The 17,186-nt window shown below is 72.6% G+C and carries 12 protein-coding genes; 4 read left to right on the top strand and 8 right to left on the bottom strand.

The features are described 5' to 3' along the window. The 3 genes from ACFV9M_RS31760 to recQ all read left to right on the top strand — a co-directional run bounded on the left by ACFV9M_RS31760 (position 1) and on the right by recQ (position 5,431). Positions 1-1,572: an NADH-quinone oxidoreductase subunit M gene (locus ACFV9M_RS31760; RefSeq protein ID WP_385070028.1), complete on the top strand. Its 1,572-nt coding sequence runs from the start codon at positions 1-3 to the stop codon at positions 1,570-1,572. Then, positions 1,569-3,218: an NADH-quinone oxidoreductase subunit NuoN gene (gene nuoN, locus ACFV9M_RS31755; RefSeq protein ID WP_385070026.1), complete on the top strand. Its 1,650-nt coding sequence runs from the start codon at positions 1,569-1,571 to the stop codon at positions 3,216-3,218. The genes ACFV9M_RS31760 and nuoN overlap by 4 nt, the downstream gene beginning before the upstream one ends. A 206-nt stretch (positions 3,219-3,424) precedes the next feature. Continuing rightward, positions 3,425-5,431, top strand: coding sequence for a DNA helicase RecQ (gene recQ / locus ACFV9M_RS31750; protein WP_385070024.1), 2,007 nt, complete (start codon positions 3,425-3,427; stop codon positions 5,429-5,431). Positions 5,432-5,562: 131 nt separating this feature from the next. Here recQ and ACFV9M_RS31745 read toward each other — a convergent pair whose 3' ends face one another. The 8 genes from ACFV9M_RS31745 to fahA form a co-directional block, all read right to left on the bottom strand. Beyond that, on the bottom strand, positions 5,563-8,496 hold the full coding sequence (locus ACFV9M_RS31745; protein ID WP_385070169.1) for a fumarate reductase/succinate dehydrogenase flavoprotein subunit: 2,934 nt from the start codon (positions 8,494-8,496) through the stop codon (positions 5,563-5,565). Positions 8,497-8,507: 11 nt separating this feature from the next. Then, positions 8,508-9,353: an ABC transporter ATP-binding protein gene (locus tag ACFV9M_RS31740; RefSeq protein WP_385070021.1), complete on the bottom strand. Its 846-nt coding sequence runs from the start codon at positions 9,351-9,353 to the stop codon at positions 8,508-8,510. Next, positions 9,337-10,239 (bottom strand): ABC transporter permease, encoded by a 903-nt coding sequence (locus tag ACFV9M_RS31735; RefSeq protein WP_385070018.1) that lies wholly within the window; start codon positions 10,237-10,239, stop codon positions 9,337-9,339. The genes ACFV9M_RS31740 and ACFV9M_RS31735 overlap by 17 nt, the downstream gene beginning before the upstream one ends. Further along, positions 10,236-11,576: an ABC transporter substrate-binding protein gene (locus ACFV9M_RS31730; RefSeq protein ID WP_385070015.1), complete on the bottom strand. Its 1,341-nt coding sequence runs from the start codon at positions 11,574-11,576 to the stop codon at positions 10,236-10,238. Before ACFV9M_RS31730 ends, ACFV9M_RS31735 begins: the two co-directional genes overlap by 4 nt. A 16-nt stretch (positions 11,577-11,592) precedes the next feature. Further along, complete coding sequence (locus ACFV9M_RS31725) at positions 11,593-11,820, bottom strand: ferredoxin family protein (RefSeq protein WP_030790138.1); 228 nt, start codon at positions 11,818-11,820, stop codon at positions 11,593-11,595. Positions 11,821-11,941: 121 nt separating this feature from the next. After that, the gene (locus tag ACFV9M_RS31720; RefSeq protein ID WP_385070011.1) at positions 11,942-12,730 is read right to left on the bottom strand and encodes a GntR family transcriptional regulator; all 789 of its coding nucleotides are present in this window, start codon (positions 12,728-12,730) and stop codon (positions 11,942-11,944) included. Positions 12,731-12,888: 158 nt separating this feature from the next. Continuing rightward, positions 12,889-13,827: a M56 family metallopeptidase gene (locus ACFV9M_RS31715; RefSeq protein ID WP_385070008.1), complete on the bottom strand. Its 939-nt coding sequence runs from the start codon at positions 13,825-13,827 to the stop codon at positions 12,889-12,891. Positions 13,828-13,982: 155 nt separating this feature from the next. After that, positions 13,983-15,194, bottom strand: a complete 1,212-nt coding sequence (fahA, locus tag ACFV9M_RS31710; protein WP_385070166.1) for a fumarylacetoacetase — start codon at positions 15,192-15,194, stop codon at positions 13,983-13,985. 411 nt (positions 15,195-15,605) lie between these two features. Here fahA and ACFV9M_RS31705 point away from each other — a divergent pair, with 411 nt between their 5' ends. Continuing rightward, positions 15,606-17,045 carry a DegT/DnrJ/EryC1/StrS family aminotransferase gene (locus ACFV9M_RS31705; protein WP_385070006.1) on the top strand — a complete coding sequence of 480 codons (1,440 nt, stop codon included), beginning with the start codon at positions 15,606-15,608 and terminating at the stop codon, positions 17,043-17,045. Positions 17,046-17,186: the final 141 nt, after the last annotated feature.

Raw genomic sequence — 17,186 nt, 5'->3', positions numbered from 1 at the left:
ATGTCCTTTCCTCTGCTGACAGCGACGGCGGCGCTCCCCGCGATCGGGGCGGTCGCCACGGCCGCGGTGCCGGCCGCGCGGCGCGACGCCGCGAAAGCGCTGGCGCTGCTGTTCTCGCTCGCCACCCTGGTCCTGGCGATCGTCGTCCTGGTCCGCTTCGACCCGGACGGCGACCGTTACCAGCTCACCGAGTCCCACTCCTGGATCGCGGACTTCGGCGTCCGCTACGAACTGGGCGTGGACGGCATCGCGGTGGTGCTGATCGCGCTCACCGCACTGCTGATCCCGTTCATCGTCCTGGCGGGCTGGCACGACGCCGACCCGCTGGAGACGGGCAGCAAGCGGTGGCGCCCGACCCAGGGCTTCTTCGCGCTGATCCTCGCCGTCGAGGCGATGGTGATCCTCTCCTTCGAGGCCACCGACGTCTTCCTCTTCTACATCTTCTTCGAAGCCATGCTGATCCCGATGTACTTCCTCATCGGCGGCTTCGGGGACCGGGCCCACGAGCACGGCGAGCAGACGGCCGCCACCCAGCGGTCTTACGCGGCCGTGAAGTTCCTGCTCTACAACCTGGCCGGCGGGCTGATCATGCTGGCAGCGGTGATCGGGCTGTACGTGGTCGCCGGGAACTTCTCGCTCACGGAGATCGCCGAGGCCCGGGCCAACGGCTCGCTCGACATGGCGACGACCACCGAACGCTGGCTGTTCCTCGGCTTCTTCTTCGCCTTCGCGGTGAAGGCCCCCCTGTGGCCGCTGCACACCTGGCTGCCCAACGCCATTGGGGAGTCCACCGCCCCGGTCGCCGTCCTCATCACGGCGGTCGTCGACAAGGTGGGCACCTTCGCGATGCTCCGCTTCTGCCTCCAGCTCTTCCCGGAGGCCAGCAAGTGGGCGACGCCCGCGATCCTGGTCCTCGCCCTGATCAGCATCATCTACGGGGCCCTGCTCGCCGTCGGGCAGCGGGACATCAAGCGGCTGGTGGCGTACGCGTCGATCTCGCACTTCGGCTTCATCATCATGGGCATCTTCGCGATGACCAGCCAGGGACAGTCGGGCGCGACGCTCTACATGGTCAACCACGGCATCTCGACGGCCGCGCTGATGCTGGTCGCCGGCTTCCTGATCTCGCGGCGCGGCTCCCGGCTCATCGCCGACTACGGCGGTGTGCAGAAAGTCGCTCCCGTGCTCGCCGGCACCTTCCTGATCGGCGGCCTGGCGACGCTGTCGCTGCCGGGCCTCGCGCCGTTCGTGAGCGAGTTCCTCGTCCTGGTCGGCACGTTCGCGCGCTATCCGGTGATCGGCATCATCGCCACCTTCGGCATCGTCCTCGCCGCGCTCTACACCCTCGTCCTCTACCAGAGGACGATGACGGGCCCGGTGAAACCCGAGGTCTCGGCGATGCCGGACCTCCGCGCGCGGGAGCTGCTGGTGGTCGCCCCGCTGATCGTGCTGCTGATCTTCCTCGGCGTCTACCCGAAGCCCGTCACGGCCATCGTCGATCCGGCGGTCGAGCAGACGCTGTCCGACGTACAGAAGAAGGACCCCCAGCCCGAGGTGGAGGCGGCCAAGTGAGCGCAGCAGCCGTCCACAGCCTGTGGACAACAGCGGCCGACCCGATCACGAAGATCGACGCGCCGAAGATCGAATACGCGCAGTTGTCGCCCACCCTGATCGTCGTGGGCGCGGCGGTCGTCGGGGTGCTGGTCGAGGCGCTCGTACCGCGCAAGTCCCGCTACCACGTCCAACTCTTCGTGTCCGTCGTCGCCCTGGCCGCCGCGTTCGCCGCGGTGGTGGCGCTGGCGGCCGACGGGTACGGCACCACCAAGGCGCGCATCGCCGCGATGGGCGCGATCGCCGTCGACGGCCCCGCCCTGTTCCTCCAGGGCACGATCCTGCTGGCCGCCCTGGTCGGCCTCTTCACCTTCGCCGAACGGCGGCTCGACCCGGTGGCGCACGGCAACCGCGTCGACTCCTTCGCGGCGCAGGCCGCCTCCGTGCCGGGCAGCGACAGCGAGAAGGCCGCGGTCAGAGCCGGTTTCACGACCACCGAGGTCTTCCCGCTGCTGCTGTTCGCGGTCGCCGGCATGCTGGTGTTCCCGTCGGCCAACGACCTGCTGACCCTCTTCATCGCCCTGGAGGTCTTCTCCCTGCCGCTGTACCTGCTGTGCGCCCTGGCCCGCCGCAAGCGGCTCATGTCGCAGGAGGCCGCGGTCAAGTACTTCCTGCTCGGCGCCTTCGCCTCCGCGTTCACCCTGTTCGGCATCGCCCTGCTCTACGGCTACGCGGGCTCGGTGTCGTACGCGACCATCGCGCAGGTCGTCGACGGCACGGTCACCGGCGTGACCCCGGCGCTCGCCGACACCATGGGCAACGACGCGCTGCTGCTCGTCGGCGCCGCGATGATCGTCATGGGTCTGCTGTTCAAGGTGGGCGCGGTCCCGTTCCACATGTGGACGCCGGACGTCTACCAGGGCGCGCCGACCCCGGTCACCGGCTTCATGGCCGCCGCGACCAAGGTGGCCGCCTTCGGCGCGCTGCTGCGGATCCTCTACGTCGTGCTGCCGGGCCTGCGCTGGGACTGGCGGCCGGTCATGTGGGGTGTCGCGATCGTCACCATGCTGGGCGGTGCGATCGTCGCCATCACGCAGACCGACATCAAGCGGCTGCTGGCGTACTCGTCCATCGCGCACGCGGGATTCATCCTCGCGGGTGTCATCGCGACCACGCCGGACGGCGTCTCGTCCGTCCTCTTCTACCTCGGCGCGTACTCGTTCGTGACGATCGGGGCGTTCGCGGTGGTGACGCTGGTGCGGGACGCCGGCGGCGAGGCGACCCACCTGTCCAAGTGGGCGGGGCTCGGCCGTCGCTCGCCGCTGGTGGCGGCCGTGTTCGCGGTGTTCCTGCTCGCCTTCGCCGGCATCCCGCTGACCTCCGGGTTCGCCGGGAAGTTCGCCGTGTTCAAGGCGGCGGCGGAGGGTGGCGCGGCACCGCTCGTGGTGGTCGGTGTGATCTCGTCGGCGATCGCGGCGTTCTTCTACATCCGCGTCATCGTGCTGATGTTCTTCAGCGAGCCGCGGCCCGAGGGCCCGACCGTCGCCGTGCCGTCGCCGCTGACGACGACGGCGATCGCGGTGGGCGTGGCGGTCACCCTGGTGCTGGGCGTGGCGCCGCAGTACTTCCTGGACCTGGCGGGACAGGCGGGGGTGTTCGTGCGCTGAGCGACGAGCCATACGCAGGCCGGCCCGACACCCTTCATGGGGGTGCCGGGCCGTCGCCGTGCCGGGAGGTGGACGGTGGGGGGCCGCCTCCCGTGCTGCGCGGCGGCTCGATCTCGGCGGAGCCGCCTGTGGATAACTCCGACGCTGTCAGTCCGGACCCCTATCGTGGAGGCAGTGGTCGAAGGACGACGTACGGGGGCCATGCGATGGGTGGGACGGGCGGAATCAGGGAGATGACTGCGATCACCGGGACATTGGGGACGACAGACAGCGAGGCACGGGCCACGCTGCACCGCGTCTTCGGATACGACGCCTTCCGCGGCGAGCAGGAAGCGGTCATCGAGCACGTGGTGGCCGGCGGTGACGCCGTCGTCCTCATGCCGACCGGTGGCGGCAAGTCGCTGTGCTACCAGATCCCCGCCCTGGTCAGACCGGGTACGGGGATCGTCGTCTCCCCGCTGATCGCGCTGATGCAGGACCAGGTGGACGCCCTGCGGGCGCTCGGCGTGCGCGCCGGGTTCATGAACTCCACGCAGGACTTCGACGAGCGGCGCGTGGTCGAGGCCGAGTTCCTGGCCGGTGAGCTGGACCTGCTGTACCTGGCGCCGGAGCGGCTGCGCCTGGACTCCACGCTGGACCTGCTCTCCCGCGGCAAGATCGCTGTCTTCGCCATCGACGAGGCGCACTGTGTGTCCCAGTGGGGCCACGACTTCCGCCCCGACTACCTGACCCTCTCCCTGCTCGGTGAGCGCTGGCCGGACGTCCCGCGGATCGCGCTCACGGCGACGGCCACGCACGCCACGCACCAGGAGATCACCCAGCGGCTGAACATGCCGGCGGCCCGGCACTTCGTGGCGAGCTTCGACCGGCCCAACATCCAGTACCGGATTGTGCCGAAGGCCGACCCCAAGAAGCAGCTGCTGACCTTCCTGCGGGAGGAGCACGCGGGCGACGCGGGCATCGTGTACTGCCTCTCCCGCAACTCGGTGGAGAAGACCGCCGAGTTCCTCTCCCGCAACGGCATCGAGGCGGTGCCCTACCACGCCGGCCTGGACGCGGGCACGCGCGCGGCGCACCAGTCCCGGTTCCTGCGGGAGGAAGGCCTGGTCGTGGTGGCGACCATCGCCTTCGGCATGGGCATCGACAAGCCCGACGTGCGGTTCGTCGCCCACCTCGACCTGCCCAAGTCCATCGAGGGCTACTACCAGGAGACCGGCCGCGCGGGCCGCGACCGGCTGCCGTCGACGGCCTGGATGGCGTACGGCCTCAACGACGTCATACAACAGCGCAAGCTGATCCAGTCCGGGGAGGGCGACGAGGCGTTCCGGCGGCGGGCGGCGGCCCACCTGGACTCGATGCTGGCGCTGTGCGAGACGGCCCGGTGCCGCCGCGGACAGCTCCTCGCCTACTTCGGCCAGGAGCCGGACCCGGCGGGCTGCGGCAACTGCGACACCTGCCTCACCCCGCCGGAGACCTGGGACGGCACGGTCGCGGCGCAGAAGGTGCTGTCGACCGTCGTGCGGCTTCAGCGGGAGCGGGGGCAGAAGTTCGGTGCGGTGCAGATCATCGACATCCTGCTGGGCAAGCGCACCGCCAAGGTGATCCAGTTCGACCACGACCAGCTGTCGGTGTTCGGCATCGGCGAGGAGCTGAACGAGGGCGAGTGGCGCGGTGTGGTGCGGCAGCTGCTGGCGCAGGGGCTGCTCGCCGTAGAGGGGGAGTACGGCACGCTGGTGCTGACGGAGGCCAGCGGGGCGGTGCTGCGGCGCGAGCGGGAGGTGCCGCTGCGCAAGGAGCCGAAGAAGCCGGCGACCGCGAAGACGGGCTCGTCCTCGTCCGGCCGCGGGGACCGCAAGGCCAGAACGGCAGCCGTGGAGCTGCCCGAGACACTGCTCCCCGCCTTCGAGGCCCTGCGCGCCTGGCGCGCGGAACAGGCCCGCGAACAGGGCGTCCCGGCGTACGTCATCTTCCACGACGCCACGCTCCGGGAGATCGCCACGGTGTGGCCGGCGTCGGTGCGCGAGCTCGCCGGGGTCAGCGGAGTAGGAGAGAAGAAGCTGGCGACGTACGGGGAGGGCGTGGTCGCGGTGCTCGCGTCGCTGGGCGGAGCCCCGGGCTCGGCTCCGGGCGCCGCTCCGGAAGCGGACGGCCAGGACGGCGCGGAGGACTGGCCCGAGATGGAGGCGGAACCGGAGCCCGAGGACTGGATGTAGACGGCTGCACATCGGGACGCGGCCCGGGCCGCGGGGGCTGCGGTCGCCGACAGGTCCCGGCCTTCGCAGTTCCCGGCCTCTGCAGCCCTCGGCCTCCGCAGCTTTGATGGCCCGCTGCCGGCCACGGTCTGTCAGTTGCCCCGTGCCGCGTACGCCCTGACGTCGGCGTCGGAGTCGGCGGTGGCCGTGGCGATGGCCGCCCGGGCGGCCTCGGAGGCGCGGTGCCGGGTCAGGGCGAGAACGGCGGCCTTGCGGACGTCCGCGTTGGGGTCGGCCAGTGCCTTGGCGAGTGCCGGGACCGCGGTGTCGGGGGAGGCGGCGGCCAGGGCCGTGGCTGCCCCGGCGCGCACCTGCCACGCCGGGTCCGCCAGGGCGGTCACGGCGCGGGTGGCGAGCGGGTCCGGGCAGCCGACGGTGCCCAGAGCCCCGTAGGCGGCCGCGCGGACCAGGGCGTCGGCGTCGGAGGTGAGGGTGCTCAGCGCCGTGTGGACAGGGGTCACGTCGAAGGCGGTGCCCGGGGCCGTGCCGGGGCCGGTCGCGGAGGCGGCGTCCAGGTGTCCCGCGGCCACCGTGGCCAGCGCCTTGGCCACGGTGACGCGTACCTCGCGGGATGGGTCGGTGGATGCCGTGCGGGCCAGTTCGGCGGCGGCGCCCACGGAGACCAGGGCGCGCACGGCCTCGATGCGGACGGCGATGTCCGCGTCCGTGAGGGCGGCCGCGAACAGGCCGGCGTCGCCCAGGCGCAACGCGCGCAGCACGTCGAGCGCGGCGGCGCGGACGACGGGGTCGGGCTCGGCCAGCGCGGCGGCGAGGCCGTCGCGCAGGGCGGGCTCGGGCGGCAGGGTCTCGACCAGCTCGCGCAGTGAGGCCGCGGCGGCGGCACGCACCTCGGCGGCGGTGTCGCGCAGCGCCTCGGCGAGCGCGGGGCCGCTGCCCGGCGGCACGGTCTCCGTGAGGACGGTGACCGCCTCGCGCCGCACGGCGGGGGCCGGGTCGCTCAGGTAGGGCCGCAGGGCGTCGAGGCCGGGCTGCTCGTCGGCGAGGGCGACGAGGGCCAGCAGACGGGAGGAGGACTGCTCGGCGGAGGGATCCGGCTCCGCAGAGGCGAGAGGGGCGAGAGGGGCGAGAGGGGCGAGAGGGGCCAGAGGGGCGAGAGGGGCGAGAGGGGCGAGAGGGGCCAGAGGGGCGAGAGGGTCGGAGCCGACGGGGGCGCTCGCCGGGTCCGGTCCGGTTCCCGGGGGCGGGGACGCCACCGGTGCCACGTCGCGTGAGCCGGCCGTGGCCACGTTCTCGGGGCGGACCTCGCCGAGATGCCGGGACGGACCGCCGACCGGGGCGAACTCGTCGACCGGAACCAGATAGGGAGCCACGGGGCGGGCCGTGAACTCCATCGCACCGGAGGGGGACTTGTGCAGGTCGAGGTGGTGGAACCAGGACACGTCGTCACGGCGGGGGTGGTCGAGGCGGTCGTGGTAGAGACCCCAGCGGGACTCCGTGCGGGCCAGGGAGGCCCGCGCGGCCATCTCCGCGCAGTCACGGATGAAGGTGACCTCGGCGCAGCGCATCAGCTCGTGCGGGGTGGCGGCCCCCATCGCGGCGATGTCGTCCCGCATCCGCTCGAACGCCTCCAGGGCGAGGGAGAGACGGGCACCGGACTTCGGCGGCGCCACGTAGTCGTTGACGAAGCGGCGCAGCTTGTACTCGACCTGGGGCTGCGGCGGACCGTCCGGGTTGCGCAGCGGCTGGTAGACCAGTTCATGCGCCTCGCGCAGCTGATCCTGCGGCAACTCGCCCTCGTAGGCGCGGTACTGGGAGGCGTCCGCGCCCGCGAGGTCCCCGTACACGAACGCGCCGATCATGTAGTTGTGCGGTACGCACGCGAGGTCGCCGGCGGCGTACAGGCGGGGGACGGTGGTGCGGGCGTGGTCGTCGACGCGGACGCCGGAGGCCGAGTGGCCGCCGCACAGACCGATCTCGGAGATGTGCATCTCGACGTCATGGGTGCGGTAGTCGTGGCCGCGGCCGGAGTGGAAGGTGCCTCGGGTGGGGCGCTCGGTCGAGTGCAGGATCGACTCCAGCGCCGAGACCGATTCCTCGGGAAGATGGCTCAGCTTCAGGTAGACCGGGCCGCGGTCGGAGGCGACCTCCGCCGCGAACTCCGCCATCATCTGGCCCGACCAGTAGTCGGAGTCGACGAAGCGCTCGCCGTGCCGGTTGACCTGGTAGCCGCCGAAGGGATTGGCGACGTAGGCGCAGGCCGGGCCGTTGTAGTCCTTGATCAGCGGGTTGATCTGGAAGCACTCGATGCCGGTCAGCTCGGCGCCCGCGTGGTAGGCCATGGCGTAGCCGTCGCCCGCGTTCGTCGGGTTCTCGTACGTGCCGTAGAGGTAGCCGGAGGCGGGCAGGCCGAGCCGGCCGCAGGCGCCGGTGGCCAGGATCACCGCGCCCGCCCGGACGGTCACGAACCGTCCGGTGCGGGTGTGGAAGCCCGCCGCCCCCACGGCCCGCCGGTCGGGGCCCTCGCCCGCCGTCAGCACCCGCACCGGCATCACACGGTTCTCGATGCGGATCCGCTCGCGCATCTCCCGCCGCCGCAACTGCCGGTACAGCACCTTCTTCACGTCCTTGCCCTCCGGCATCGGCAGGACGTAGGAGCCGGAGCGGTGGACCTGGCGGACCGCGTACTCGCCGTGTTCGTCCTTCTCGAACTTCACGCCGTACGACTCCAGCCGCTGCACCATGGCGAAGCCGCGGGTCGCGGTCTGGCGGACGGTGGACTGGTCGACGATGCCGTCGTTGGCGCGGGTGATCTCGGCGACGTAGTCGTCGGGCTCGGCGCGGCCGGGGACGACCGCGTTGTTGACGCCGTCCATGCCCATCGCGAGGGCGCCGGAGTGGCGGACGTGCGCCTTCTCCAGCAGCAGCACGTCCGCGCCGCGCTCGGCGGCGGTCAGGGCCGCCATCGTGCCGGCGGTGCCCCCGCCGATGACCAGGACGTCGCAGGTCAGCTCTTCGGCGTCGGCGAGCGCGGGGATCTGCACAGGGGTGTTGACGGGGGTGGCCACCAGGGTGCCTTTCACGTGCCGAGGGAGGTGAGGACGTCGCGGCGCAGGGCCGTGCGGGCCGGGTCGTCGTGGGCGGCGCGGTCGCGCGGGCGAGGGACGTTCCGGACGGCGAGGAGGCCGTCCGCACCGAGCAGGGCGACGCGGTCGCCGAGGAAGAGGGCCTCGTCGACGTCGTGGGTGACGAAGACGACGGTCGCGCCCGTGCCGTGCAGCACCTCCACCAGCAGGTCCTGCATGCCGGCCCGGGTCTGGGCGTCGAGCGCGCCGAACGGTTCGTCCATCAGGACCGCGCGCGGCCCGGCGGCCAGGGCGCGGGCCAGCTGGGCCCGCTGGCGCTGTCCTCCGGAGACCCGATGGGGCAACTGCCGGGCCACGCCGGCGAGTCCGACGCGGTCGAGCCAGGAGTCGGCCTGCCGGCGGCGTTCCGCGCGCGGCCGGCCCCGCACGGCGAGGGCCAGTTCGACGTTGGCGCGCAGGGTGCGCCAGGGCAGGAGCGCGTCCTCCTGGAAGACCAGCGCGCGGTCCGCCGCCGGTCCGGTGATCCGGTGGCCGTCCTGCTCGACCGTTCCGGCGAGGACGGGCAGCAGACCGGCCAGGGTGCGCAGCAGGGTCGACTTGCCGCAGCCCGAGGGGCCGACGACGGTGAGGATCTCGCCCGGGACCACGTCGAGATCGACGCCGGTCAGGGCGGGGGCGTCCGGGCGGCCGAGCGCGGCGGCGCGCAGGGTGAGCCGGGTACCGCGGACCGGCGCGGGTGCGGCCGTGTCCGGGCCGGTCGGGAGGGGAGGGGTCTTCTCCGCACCGGTGGCGGTCGTGCCGGACGTGCGGTGCCGGGACGTCTCAGACGAGGTGCTCATCGTGTGCCTCCTCGGCCTCGGATGCGGGTCCCCCGCCGATGGGGGAGGGCGCGGACGGCACTTGCGCCGCGGCTCGTGCGGTCCTCGGCCGGGCCACGGGAACGTACGAGGTGCGTGGCAGCCAGTGGGTGAGGCGGCGGCCCAGGAGTTCCACGGCCGTGGACGTCGCCCAGCCGAGGATGCCGATGGTGACCATGCCGACGAAGACGCCGGGGTAGTCGACGACCGTGTAGTCCTGCCAGGTGCGGTAGCCGACGCCGTACTGGCCGGAGATCATCTCGGCGGAGATCACACAGATCCACGACACGCCGATACCGACCGACAGGCCGCCGAATATGCCGGGCAGCGCGCCCGGCAGGACGACGGAGCGGAGGATGCGCCACCGGCCGCCGCCCAGGGTGAGGACCGCTTCCTCCCAGACGGGGGAGAGGGCGCGGACCGCGTGCCGGGTGGAGACCAGCACGGGGAAGAAGGCGGCGGCGAAGGTGATGAAGACGATGCCCTGTTCGTTGGAGGGGAACAGGAGGATCGCCACGGGGACCAGGGCGATCGCCGGGATGGGGCGGATCACCTCAAGGAGCGGGCCGAGCAGGTCCTCGGCGAGCCGCGAGCGCGCCACGAGCACGCCCACGGCCACCCCCAGGACGGCGGCCAGCAGGAACCCCGTGAGGATGCGGGTGACGCTGTCGGTGAGGTCCGTCCAGTAGTCGCCGCCGGTGAGCCGGTCGGCGAAGGCGCGGGTGACGTCGGTGACGGTGGGGAACTGCGAGAAGCGCAGCCAGAGGTCGATCTTCAGGCTGGTCACCAGCTGCCACAGGCCGAGGGCGACGGCGAGGGAGAGCAGCCGCAGGGCATAGCGGCCCAAGCGCGGCGCGGGCCGGGTCACGCGGCACGCTCCAGGGCTTCGGCGTACGACACGACGCGGGCGCCGCCGTGGGCGTCGGTGTAGGCCTGCGCGGTCGCCGGGGCGACGAAGGGGAGCAGTGCCGAGCCGTCCGCCACCCAGACCGCCTTGTCGGCGAACCAGAGGGTGCCGGTGTCGGCGTCGGGGACGTAGGCGGCGCGGATGCCGTCGGGGTGCGCGGCCACGTAGGCCAGCAGGCCGCCGGGTGAGGTGAAGGTTTGGGTCTCGGCGGCGCCCTTCGGCCAGACCTCGCTTCGGGCCGGTGGGGGCGTGGCGGCGAGCTGCTGGGCGTACGAGGAACCGAGGGCCTTCTTCACGTACTGGTCGTCGACGAAGGCGTCCACGTCGATGTCCCCGGTCAGCTTCGCCGCCTTCAGGATCGACACGTCCTTCTTCAGGGCGGCGACCAGTTGCGGCTTGACGGACGGGTCGAAGGTGGCGATGCCGTGGGCGCCGTTGTAGAGGTAGACGACCTCGGCGGGCAGGTCGGTGGCCTTCGCGACCTTCTCGGCCGCGGCGACGGGGTGTGCGGAGAGGTATGCGGTGGCCTCGGCCTGCGCCTTCAGGAAGGCCTCCAGTACGGCCGGCCGTTTCTTCGCGAAGTCCTCGCGGGCGGTGACGCCGTGGAAGGTGGGCAGGTCGAGCTGGGCGCCGTCGTACAGGGCTTTCGCCTTGCCCTGGTGGACGAGCAGGCCGGGCCAGGCGACGAACTGGGAGAGGGCGTCCGCGCTGCCCGCCGAGAGGGCGGAGGCACCCACCGCCGGCTGCTGGTTGAGCTTCTCGATGCCTTTGTCGGGGTCGATGCCGGCGCGTTGCAGGGCCCGCACGAGGGTGCCGTCGGCGGCCGAGCCCACGCTGGTGGAGACCTTCTTGCCCTTGAGGTCGGCGAGGGAGGTCAGCTGGGAATCGGGGGCGGTGACGATGGTGTTGAGGCCGCCGCGCAGGTTGTAGCCGGTGACCGAGACCAGATGGGTGGGGCGGCCGAGCTGCTTGCCGCGCGCCGCGTTGATGAGCAGGGGGAAGTCGCCCATCGAGCTGATGTCGATCTTGCCCGCGGTCATCTGGGCGGTGATGGGGGCGCCGGTGGCGAAGTCCTGCCACTGCACCTTGTAGGTGGTGCCGTCGTCGAGGGCGTCGAGCTGCTTCTCGAAGTAGCCGAGGGAGCGCAGGAGGGTTCCCGCGGTGACGGTGTTGATCGTCTTGGACTGGTAGCCGACGGTGACGGTGACCGTGGAGCCGTCACCGGCCTCGGCGTTGCCGCCGCAGGCGGTGAGGGGCAGCAGGAGGGTGGCGGCGAGGGCGGCCGCGAGGCGTTTCATGGGGAGGGCGGACCTTTCACCGGAGCAGATAGGGCATGTTGACCGTGACGGCTCCGGTGGGACAGCGGGCCGCGCACGGGCCGCAGTACCAGCACTCGTCGACGTGCATGTACGCCTTGCCGTTGCTCTCGTCGATGGCGAGGGAGTCCAGCGGGCACATGTCCACGCAGAGGGTGCAGCCGTCGATGCACTTCGACTCGTCGATCGTCACGGGCACGTCGGCCCGCTGGGGCACCAAGGGCATGGCTGTCTCCAGGGAAATCGCGTGGGAAATTCCGCGTGGCGGTGAACCGGTCGCACCCTGCCGAACGATGAAGGGGTGAGAGGCGAGGGAGCGAAGGGGGCGAGGGCCGGTGAGGCGGGTGTCAGCGGGAGCGGTGCAGCAGACCGCTCATGGAGATGCGGTCGCCGCGGAAGCGGATGAACTCCAGGTCCACGGGGCGGCCGTCGGCGAGGTGGGTGAGGCGTTCCAGCATCAGGACGGCCGCCCCCCGCGGGGCTTCCAGTACGGCGGCGGAGTGGGCGTCGGCGCTGACCGCCTCCAAGGTGATCTCCGCGTGCCCGAGGCGCAGGCCGGTGGCGGCTTCCAGGAGGCGGAAGACATCGGTGTTCTCCAGGTCGGCACCGAGCAGGTCGGCGCCGATGTCGAGCGGGATGTAGGTCAGGTCGAGAGAGAGGGGGAGACCGCCCAGGCGGCGCAGACGTTCGATGTAGAGGACGTCGGCGCCGGGCGGGACATGGAGGCGGTCGGCCACCGGAGCCGGCGCGGGGACGGGGCCCATCGTGCGGACCTCGTTGGTGACCCGGCCGTGTTCGTGCAGCGTCTCCGCGAGGCCCATCAGCCGGTCGAGACCGTGCGGGTACTTCTGGGCCACGACCACCGTGCCGACACCGGGCAGGCGTTCCACGAGCCCCTCCGCCCGAAGGAGGTCGAGCGCCTGGCGGACGGTGTTGCGGGAGGCGCGGTAGTCGGTGGCGAGGGCGGACTCGTGGGGCAGCGTGCCGGCCGGGAAGCCGCCGGTGAGGAGCTGGCGGCGGAGGAGGTCGGCGAGCTGGCGGGCCTGATCCGCGCGCAGCCGGCGACGTGCGCGGTGGGCGGCGACGGTGGTCGCGCCCTGGCCGGCGTGGTCTCGGACGCGCTCGGTGGATGGCATGTTCTGGACCATACCGAGGGGGGTGAGGAAGTGGTGTTGCCGAAGTATTGCGCCACCTGACGATGGGGCAGTAAGCCGTCAGACCTGCGACGTTCCGGTGTGTGCCGGAAAGATCTGCCACCCGGGCCGCCTCCGGGCGAGGGGTGCCGACGGGGTGTTCAGGCCAGCGCCGTCAACCCCGGGGCGAAGGTGATCAGGAGGGGCAGCAGCGGGACCAGCGCGGCCACCGTCGTCGTCAGCGCGCGGTGCCGGCGGAGCAGCCGCGGGGGCGGCTGGAGGAGGCGGTCCACGCGTTCGCCCAGGAGCCGGCGGCTCGACGCGCAGGACAGGACGCCCCGGTGCTGGTTCAGCTCGATCAGGGCCAGGGCCGTCGTCAGATGGCCGCAGCGGCGGGACGCCGTGTCGTCGGCGGCGAGTTCGACCAGCCGGTGGGTCTGGTCGCAGAAGTGGGCGAACAGCGGAATGCGCGGGAAGCCGGTCGCCAGGGCCGTCGACAGGTGCAGCAGCCAGTCGTGGTGGGCCCGGGCGTGACCGCGTTCATGGGTGAGGACCGCGTCGAGTTGATGGGAGGTGAGGCGGTGCAGGGCACCGGTGGTCACGATCAGTTGGGGAGGGTTGCCGGGCATCCACCAGGCGTCCGGGTACTCGTCCTCCAGGACGAGCAGCGGACCCCGGGCCGCGGGCAGGCCCGCGGGGAGGTCGGGGGCGCGTTCCCGCAGGTGGGCGCGGGCCGTGGTGCGCCGTCGGCGGGCTTCGGCCAGTTCACGGGCGAGCATCGCGGTGGTCCAGGCCGCCCCGCAGGCCAGCAGCAGGGTGAGGGCGGTCGCCCACACCGGGGCGGTGGAGAGGTCGTACGCCTCGGTCACGGCCGGCGGGGCGGGGGCGAAGACCTGGACGCGGACGGTCTGGAAGACGGCGGCGGCACCCAGCACCAGGGCCGTCAGACAGCACAGCAGGACCGTGGCGACCAGGCACTGCCACACCCACAGGGCCACCACCGGCTCCCGCTCGGTCCACTCGGCGCGGGTCAGGGCACGCGGGGCCGGCACGGCGGCCGCCAGCGCGACGGCGCTCAGCAGGAGCAGGCAGAGGGTCATGCCACGGGCTCCGGTTCCTGGTCGGAGGAGACAGGGAGGGGAGAAGGCGGACCGGACGGGCGCGCTCCGGGTGCGCCCGCCCCGAGGGCGTGCGTAGGGCGGGCCCGGTACGAGGACCGTGCCCGCCGCCAGTATGACGGCGACCGACGCCGGAGTCAGCCCGCGAGAACCCGTCCGCTCACCTCGCCCAGACCCACGCGCAGACCGTTCGGCCCCGGAGCCCAGGCCGACAGGGTCACCACGTCACCGTCCTCCAGGTACGTGCGCTTGCCGTCGGGCAGTTCCAGGGGGTCACGGCCGTTCCAGGTCAGTTCCAGCAGGGAGCCGCGCTGGTGTGCCGCCGGGCCGCTCACCGTGCCCGAGCCGTACAGGTCACCGGTGCGCAGGGAGGCGCCGTTGACGGTCAGGTGGGCGAGTTGCTGGGCGGCCGTCCAGTACATGGTGGAGAAGGGGGGTTCGGAGACGATGTGACCGTTGACGGCGATGGAGATGCGCAGGTCGTAGCCGGCGGGTTCGGTGGACGTGTCGTCCAGGTAGGGCAGCAGGGGATGGGTGCGCGCCGGGGGCGGGACCCGTGCCGCCTCCAGCGCCTCCAGCGGGGTGATCCACGCGGAGACCGACGTGGCGAAGGACTTGGCCAGGAACGGGCCGAGGGGCACGTACTCCCAGGCCTGGATGTCGCGGGCCGACCAGTCGTTGAGGAGGCACAGTCCGAAGACGTGCTCGCGGAACCCGGCCAGCGGGACCGGTCGGCCGTGCCGCGACGGCACGCCCACCACGAAGCCGACCTCGGCCTCGATGTCGAGCCGTGCGGACGGGCCGAAGACGGGCGCGGCGTCGGCGGGTGCCTTGCGCTGGCCCGACGGGCGGACGACGTCCGTGCCGGAGACCACGACCGTGCCGGCCCGGCCGTGGTAGCCGACCGGCAGGTGCTTCCAGTTGGGCAGGAGGGTGTCGGCGGCGTCCGGGCGGAAGATGGCGCCCGCGTTCCGGGCGTGGTGTTCGGAGGCGTAGAAGTCGACGTAGTCGGCGACGTCGAACGGCAGGTGCAGGGTCACCGACGAGAGGGGGTGCAGGAGCGGGGCGAGGCTCTCGTGACGGGAGGGGGCCGTGATCCACTCCGTCAGCGAGTTCCGTACCTCGGACCAGGTGCCGCGGCCCGCCGCCAGCAGGGCGTTGAGGGTGGGACGGGTGAGCAGGGCGGCGTGCGGTGAACCGCAGGCCCGGGCCGCCGCGCCCGCGTCCAGGACGTGGTCGCCGAGCCGGACGCCGACGGTCCGCTGCTCGGAGCCGGGGAGGGAGAAGACGCCGTAGGGGAGGTTGTGCGGGCCGAAGGGGTCGCCCTCGGGAAGGTCGAAGGGGGGCAAGGGGGGCATCGGGTGCTGCCTCGCTTTCGTGCTCGCCGTGGATGCGCCGCGTGTGCGCCGCGCATGCGCCCGTACGCACATGTGTCCGTCGTGGCCGGGGTGCTTGGTGTGGATGCCCGCGGGTGTTCGACCGACGGTCCGCGGGGCGTCGCGCGGGTGTGCCCGGCCGTCGCACACGTTACGGCTGACCTCGCAGGAGGGACACCGCGGCGCAGCGGAAGGAATGACGGAAGTGACAAGGGAGGTGAGGGATGAGGCGGCCGACTCGCAGCGCTCCGCTGTCACGCGGGTACGGGAAGTTGTCCACAGGCGGGCACGCAATCTTGACGGAGCGGTGCGAACAGGGAGACTCTGGGCGGGTGCTGGAAGGCCTCGGGGAGGGGGCTTTCCCCTGGCACACCTGGGGGGCGGATGGCCATAGGGGAGGCCGGCCTCGGGTCGGCGCGGCGTGGTGCACGGCCGAAGCGGCTGGAAGCCACCATGCGCGGCAGACTCGGCCGGGAATGCGTGTACGTGCCGTCGTGCCGGTTCGGGCTGTTCGTGGCCCTGCGCCACTGGTGCCCGCCCGGCGGACGGGTGTTGATGTCGCCGGTCAACGACGACGTGATCTTCTTCGTGGTGCTCGCCGCCGGTCTGCGGCCGGTGCAGGCGCCGTTGAACCCGCTGGACGCGTCGATCGACGTCGACGCGGTGCCCGACGACGTGTGGGACTCGCTGTCCGCGGTGCTCACGACGAACCTCTACGGCAACCCGGACGACGCGCCGCGGCTGCGGGAGAAGTGCGACGCGAGGGGGATCCCGCTGTTCGAGGACGGCGCGCACGCCATCGGCAGCGAGGTGGGCGGCCGGCCGGTCGGGGCCTGGGGGGACGCCTCCGTCTTCAGCCTGTCCAAGCATGTCGGGGCCAAGGCCGGGGGCTTCCTGGCGTGTGCCGACCCCGGTCTGCGCGAGGCCCTGGAGAAGACCTGCGAGGACCTGCTGCTGCCCGGGCGGCTCGGCGCCGAACTCGCCTTCACCCTCCGCCCGTACGCGGAGGCGGCCGTGCGGGGGCTGCGGCTGCGGAGTGCCGCGTGGGCCGCCATGCGGTTGCTCGGGCTGATGGAGCGCGAGGAGATCAGGATGCCGTTGCGCGCGGACGAGCTGGCGCGGGCGGTCGGCGGGGCACCGGACCTCACCGCGCACGACTCCTGGGTCCGCGTCGACATGCACGACTACCGGCTGCGCTCCGGGCCGCTGCGCCTCGGCCGCATCGAACGGAAACTGGACCGTCTGGACGAGGTGCTGGACGCCTGCCGGGCGGGCACGCGGCTGCTGCGGTCGACGCCCTGGGCGAGACCGGGGCCGCCGCCGGACGTCCAGCCGGGCGTTCAGCTGGACATCCAGCCGGACATCCAGCCGGACCCCGGTGCTCCGGGCGGCGAGCCGACCAGCCGTCGTGCCGGTACCGGTACCGGTGCCGGCGCTGGGACCGGTACTGGTGCCGGTTCCGGTGCGGTGACCGGCTTCCCGAGCGGTGCCGGGACCGGCTTCCGGAGCGGCTCTTCGGCCGGCGGTGCGCCGGGGGTCCAACCGCTCTTCCGGGTCCCCTTGTTCGTCGCCGACCGGGATGCCGCGATCGCGGCACTCGCCCGGCGGGGCATCGTCGTCGGGTATCTCTATGACCCGCCGCTGGACGACTACGCGGGAGCGGCGTTCACCGACCCCTCGCCCGATCCCGCCGGGGCCCGCTGGTTCGCGCGGCACGCGCTCCCCGTGGATCCGCTGCGGGCGCGCCGGGTCGTCGACGTGCTCCAGGAGTCCGGCATCCGGCCGGCCGAGGCACCGGGAGGGCTGGAGCCGACGCGTGGCTGACACACGGGCCGGGACACAGGCCGCGACACAGGCCGGAACACACACCGAGGCGGAGGCCGGGAGACGGGGCCGCCCGGTGGCCGGCGGACGGACGGGGGGCCAGGTGCACGAGCCCGCCGGTCCGCCCGCCGGTCCGCCCGC

Source organism: Streptomyces sp. NPDC059895 (assembly GCF_042731035.1).
Taxonomy (GTDB): Bacteria; Actinomycetota; Actinomycetes; order Streptomycetales; family Streptomycetaceae; genus Streptomyces.
The sequence above is the reverse complement of the archived record's forward strand: the minus strand, read 5'-3'. Positions and strand labels throughout refer to the sequence as shown.

Bases quoted from the DNA above. Each gene is read 5' to 3' on its own strand.
- ACFV9M_RS31760 (WP_385070028.1), top strand. From the start codon at position 1: ATGTCCTTTCCTCTGCTGACAGCGACGGCGGCGCTCCCCGCGATCGGG.
- recQ (WP_385070024.1), top strand. From the start codon at position 3,425: ATGGGTGGGACGGGCGGAATCAGGGAGATGACTGCGATCACCGGGACA.
- ACFV9M_RS31740 (WP_385070021.1), bottom strand. From the start codon at position 9,353: ATGAGCACCTCGTCTGAGACGTCCCGGCACCGCACGTCCGGCACGACC.
- ACFV9M_RS31730 (WP_385070015.1), bottom strand. From the start codon at position 11,576: ATGAAACGCCTCGCGGCCGCCCTCGCCGCCACCCTCCTGCTGCCCCTC.
- ACFV9M_RS31725 (WP_030790138.1), bottom strand. From the start codon at position 11,820: ATGCCCTTGGTGCCCCAGCGGGCCGACGTGCCCGTGACGATCGACGAG.
- ACFV9M_RS31720 (WP_385070011.1), bottom strand. From the start codon at position 12,730: ATGCCATCCACCGAGCGCGTCCGAGACCACGCCGGCCAGGGCGCGACC.
- ACFV9M_RS31715 (WP_385070008.1), bottom strand. From the start codon at position 13,827: ATGACCCTCTGCCTGCTCCTGCTGAGCGCCGTCGCGCTGGCGGCCGCC.
- ACFV9M_RS31705 (WP_385070006.1), top strand. From the start codon at position 15,606: ATGGCCATAGGGGAGGCCGGCCTCGGGTCGGCGCGGCGTGGTGCACGG.